Origin of the sequence: Anabaena sp. UHCC 0253, from assembly GCF_009712085.1 — a bacterium.
GTDB lineage: Bacteria > Cyanobacteriota > Cyanobacteriia > Cyanobacteriales > Nostocaceae > Dolichospermum.
The window spans coordinates 32,962-37,838 of the sequence record NZ_VILD01000018.1 but is presented as its reverse complement, the minus strand read 5'-3'; the positions used below and the strand labels follow the sequence as shown (position 1 = coordinate 37,838).

Sequence of the window (4,877 nt, the reverse complement as noted above, 5' to 3'; positions counted from 1 at the left end):
CAAGATGAGTACTCTCACTACGATAAGTAGGTAAGGTCACGGGCAGAACACCCGTTGATAGGCTCTAAGTGGAAGTGCAGTAATGTATGTAGCTGATGAGTACTAATAGACCGAGGGCTTGACCTCTTCTACAATTGATAATTGACAATTGACAATTGACAATTGATAATTAAAAATGTCAGTTTTTGGTAGTTAATTATGACGGCTGATTCTCTTTCTTTTTGCAGTCTTCAGGGTTGTGAGCGCCCTAAGTTAAAAACTGAGAGTTAATTTTTAATTCTAAATTTTTAATTTTTAATTGTTTCCTGGTGTCTATGGCGCGGTGGAACCACACTGATCCCTTCCCGAACTCAGAGGTGAAACGCTGCTGCGGCGACGATAGTTTGGGGGTAGCCCCACGTCACAATAGCTCGATGCCAGGTTTATTCTTTAACAAAACCCCCTGTAGTTAACTACAGGGGGTTTTGTTTTTGGGGCTTTAACCCCACATTGTGCGGAATATGGGTTTAACCTACTTAACCTACGTGACTAAGAAAATAAAGCCCAACATTTCTGTTAGGTTTTATTTAGAAGACGGAAATCAAAATTTCAGATGATGATCTGAAAGCTTAGAAACTGAAGGTAGTTCTTAAAGCACCAATTATGACATCATCGTTAGTATTTTTATGATCTGGCGCAGTTAGCCAAATAATTCCAGGGGTAATGGTGATATTGTCGTTGACTTTGTACTGATAAAATGCCTCAATATGATAGGAGGTATCTGTATTTTTAGGAACTCCAGCAAAATTTGAACTTGTTACTTTTGGTTCCATACCAACTATGACACCAGCCAAATTACCTTTTTTACCCAAGTCAGGGAAGCCGAGAGTAACAGCATAGTTCCAAATGTCAATGTCTCCTTTTGCTCCTGTCAAGACTTGACTATTGGTATATCCAGCCCAACCACCTAAAACAAATTTTTCACTAATGCCTAGTGATGCTTGGAGTCCGTAGGAATTACTGGAAAATGCTTCAGTTGTGATTTTAGATGTAGCTTCAGTGCTACCTGTAAGTAGTGGCTGGTTATAGGAATTGATGTAAGTTAGACCAAGAGTAATGCGATCGCTCGGTTTGAGAGTTAACTGTGCCAATGCACCATAGTTACCATCAAATAAACCATTTCCAGGGGTAGGATTATTAGCTGTACTTGCCAAATACCCTAAACTGAGAGTCAAGTTTTTACTGAACTGTTGGTTTACACCTACACCTGCGCCACTTATTTGAGCATAGATAGGATTGCGTGTACCAAAGGTAGATAAAGCCCCAAATCCACCATCACCATCAAAAAGATTCACTGTACTGGTGAGGTCATCGGCAGCACCAGCATTAGCAATAGCGATTACCTCTGTCTTTTCCCCTAAACGGAATTTGTACCACAAGGCATCTATAGCAGCATTGTTAGTACCATCACCAGCAAAAAACAAATTTCCCTCAGGGGTATTAATGCCTGGGGTGTTAATATTATTACTTTGAATTCTGGTAAAAAGTGTGTCTTTACCTGTAAAACTGCTTACTAACTCAATCCGCGCCCTCGCGCCTAATGTGGTATTTTTACCAGGAATTTCCGCACCATTGACTGTGTTGTTTGAGAACACATCACTGACAACTCCGACAACTTGCCCTTGCAGTTTGGTGGTAGTAGAAAATTGATTAGCTTCTAACTCAGTAGTTCTGGCTTCTACTGCATCTACACGCCCTCGTAAGGTTGCCAGTTCTGCGGAAAATTCTTCTTGCAGTTTTTGGATTGTTGCTAAATCTTCTTTGGTTGCTCCATCACCTATAGCGGTAGCAATTAGTTCGTTAACTCGATCTAAACAGGCATTTAAGCCGGCTGCAAACTCATATCGTGACAATGCCCGATTACCACGATAAGTACCATTAGGATAACCTGCAATACATCCATAGCGTTCTACCAGTGATTGTAAAGCCTGAAATGCCCAATCGTTGGGTTGTACGTCAGATAGCTGAGATACTGAGGTAACTTGTGAGATTACCTCGTGCTGATTATTTTGATTAACTTGTTGTTCTGAGTTCGTAACAACTAGTGGTTCATTATTTGCTGGTGCTTGTTCTGCTCTTGCACCGGGACTAATACATAGTATGGCACTGATAACCGTTGGACTAGCAAGTAAATATGTCCAGAATTTTTGCATTTTTCCTCACACCCATTTTTGAAGTTGATGATGCCATACTTGATCTAAAAGTAGTATGGCTATCCATAATTCATCTCAGTATACTAACATTTCCAGGTAGGTCTTTTAACACAAAAAAGTTAAGAAATCTTTATGAACTGGAAAAATTATAGTATACGGCAGTATTGCCTGAAATCCCAAAATAGTTTGTAATTTTCAATACAGTATTATTTTTTTACAGATTCCATGAGAATGAATCTCATTATGATAAGATAATCCCAATTAAGTTTCATAGTCAAGTACGAACCTGGAGATAGAGTTATGAAGAGTTGTTATAGAGATATCAAATTTTTACCGCTGATGGCGTTGGTAATGTTATCAGCAGTTTATGGATGTAATAATCCTAATAATGCTGAAGTTGTAACTATAGAGCCAACAGCAGCACAAAAATCACCAAAAACTAAAGTAGTTACAACATTTTTACCTGTTTATTTGTTTACTAAAGCAGTAGCTGGAGATGTAGCAGATGTAGAGATATTAGTCCAACCTGGTACGGAGGTACATGAATATCAAGGGACACCTGCTAATGTAAAAGCGATCGCTACAGCTAATGTAGTCATAAAAAATGGTTTAGGGTTGGAGGAATTTCTGGCAGATACAATTAAAAACGCTGCCAATTCTAAATTAGTAGAAATTGATGCTAGTAAAGGTATTAAAGCTATTAATAAAATCTCCCCGATAGATAAAACCGCAGCAGGAGAAGATGTTCATGATCATAGTCATGAACATTCATCAGGTAATCCTCATGTTTGGCTAGATCCGATTTTAGCAAAACAACAAATCGTAAATATTCGTGATGGTTTAATTACAGCAGATCCAGCTAATCAAGCCAATTATCAAGCTAATGCAGCGGCATATATCCAGGAATTAGACAATTTAAATAATGAATTTGCACAAACTCTGAAACAAACACCAGGCTGTACTTTTATCACTTTTCATGATGCTTTTCCCTACCTAGCACAACGCTATAACCTCAAACAAGTAGCAGTAGTAGAAATTCCTGAAAAGCAACTTTCACCAACAGATGTCCAAAAAGTGATAAATACAGTGAAAAAATATCAGGTTAAAGCTCTATTTAGCGAACCAGGGGTAGATAACAAATTACTAACAAGTATTTCCCAGGATTTGCAGATAAGTGTGCAGACTTTGGATTCTTTAGAAACTGGCGATACCAATCCACAGTATTATTTTAAGGCAATGAGAGCTAATTTGGAGAGTTTAAGCTCTGGATGCAAGAAGCAGAAAAATTGAAACCTGATGACTCCAAATCTATAACTGCAAATTAGCGGCATATCAAATACTAACTTACATGACTGACGATCAATCACAAATTACATTATCAATATTAAAAGTCGCAGGGTTAACAGTCTATCAAGGTAGATATCTAGCTGTGCGAGATGTTTCCTTTGAATTATTACCAGGAACAGATACAGCTATAGTCGGTCCTAATGGTGCAGGAAAAAGTACATTAATCAAAGCTATTTTAGATTTAATTCCCCGGAGTGCAGGAACAATTGAAGTTTTTGGTCGCCCAATTTCCCGATTAGGAAATGTGCGTAACCAGTTGGGTTATATGCCACAAAACTTTATTTTTGATCGCAGTTTTCCAATTTCGGTTAGTGAATTAGTGGCTTTGGGAATAGGTAATCAGAAATATTCATCTTTCTCCAAATTTTGGCAACAAAAACGGGAAACATTAGCAGCAGTCACAGCAGCTTTACACCGGACTGATGCTTATCGCTTACGAAATCAAGCTATTGGGACTCTTAGTGGTGGTCAACTCAAACGGGTATTATTAGCTTATTGTTTAGTAACACCGCGAAAATTGTTAGTATTAGATGAAGCTTTTGCTGGAGTGGATGTCCAAGGAACAACGGATTTTTATGCTTTGTTAAATGAATTAAAACGAGAAGAAAATTGGACTGTGTTGCAAGTTTCCCATGATATTGATATGGTAAGTCGTCATTGCGATCGCGTAATTTGTCTAAATCAAACTCTTGTCTGTACTGGTAAACCAGAAATAGCCCTTTCACCGCAAAATCTTCTGGCTACTTATGGACTAGGTTTTAGTCGCTATGAACATCATCATTAAATAATTGATAATTGACAATTGACAATTGACAATGGATGAAACAAACCCAACATCAAGTATTAAGTGGGCTTTAATTCTTATTCCTTCTTTCTCACTACTGACTGGGCGTAGTCCCTGCGCCCCTACCTCCTGACTCCTCCTCTATGACCATTAATTATCATGACTTGGTGAATTTATTACAATTTCCTTTTATGCAGCGTGCCATTATGGGTGCTGTATTAATGGGTATACTAGGTGGTTTATTAGGCAGCTTTGTCACTTTGCGTCAGTTATCTTTTTTTAGTCATGCGGTTGGCCATGCAGCCTTAGTTGGTGTAGCGTTAGGCGTGTTACTCAACACCAATCCTACTTGGATGTTACTACCTTTCACTTTAGTTTTTGGGGTTGTTGTTCTTTACTTAATTGATAAAACAGATTTAGCTAGTGATAGCGTTTTGAGTATAGTCCTATCTGGGGCATTAGCGATCGGTGTAATTCTTACCAGCTTTATTAAGGGATATCGCGGTAACTTAATGGGCGTGCTGTTTGGCGATATTTTAGCAATAGATAACACA

3 protein-coding genes, 2 rRNA genes and 1 pseudogene are annotated in these 4,877 nt (G+C 38.3%); 5 read left to right on the top strand and 1 reads right to left on the bottom strand.

The genetic code is table 11. From position 1 onward, the window contains the following. Positions 1 to 126 (top strand): 23S ribosomal RNA (locus FJR38_RS26940); the annotation flags it as partial. A gap of 178 nt (positions 127 to 304) precedes the next feature. Further along, positions 305 to 422 (top strand): 5S ribosomal RNA (rrf, locus tag FJR38_RS26935). A gap of 186 nt (positions 423 to 608) precedes the next feature. Here rrf and FJR38_RS26930 read toward each other — a convergent pair. After that, positions 609 to 2,192 (bottom strand): iron uptake porin, encoded by a 1,584-nt coding sequence (locus tag FJR38_RS26930; RefSeq protein ID WP_168499783.1) that lies wholly within the window; start codon positions 2,190 to 2,192, stop codon positions 609 to 611. Between the two features lie 300 nt (positions 2,193 to 2,492). On the opposite strand from FJR38_RS26930, the gene FJR38_RS26925 reads away from it, so the two are divergent. The 3 genes and pseudogenes from FJR38_RS26925 to FJR38_RS28910 form a co-directional block, all read left to right on the top strand. After that, the gene (locus FJR38_RS26925) at positions 2,493 to 3,482 is read left to right on the top strand and encodes a metal ABC transporter solute-binding protein, Zn/Mn family (RefSeq protein WP_254445399.1); all 990 of its coding nucleotides are present in this window, start codon (positions 2,493 to 2,495) and stop codon (positions 3,480 to 3,482) included. A 58-nt stretch (positions 3,483 to 3,540) separates the two neighbouring features. Beyond that, positions 3,541 to 4,323, top strand: coding sequence for a metal ABC transporter ATP-binding protein (locus FJR38_RS26920; RefSeq protein ID WP_174764143.1), 783 nt, complete (start codon positions 3,541 to 3,543; stop codon positions 4,321 to 4,323). Between the two features lie 143 nt (positions 4,324 to 4,466). Beyond that, positions 4,467 to 4,877 (top strand): annotated as a pseudogene (locus tag FJR38_RS28910) (metal ABC transporter permease); the annotation flags it as partial.

Coding starts and splice junctions, on each gene's coding strand:
- FJR38_RS26930 (WP_168499783.1), bottom strand. CDS start 2,192: ATGCAAAAATTCTGGACATATTTACTTGCTAGTCCAACGGTTATCAGT.
- FJR38_RS26925 (WP_254445399.1), top strand. CDS start 2,493: ATGAAGAGTTGTTATAGAGATATCAAATTTTTACCGCTGATGGCGTTG.
- FJR38_RS26920 (WP_174764143.1), top strand. CDS start 3,541: ATGACTGACGATCAATCACAAATTACATTATCAATATTAAAAGTCGCA.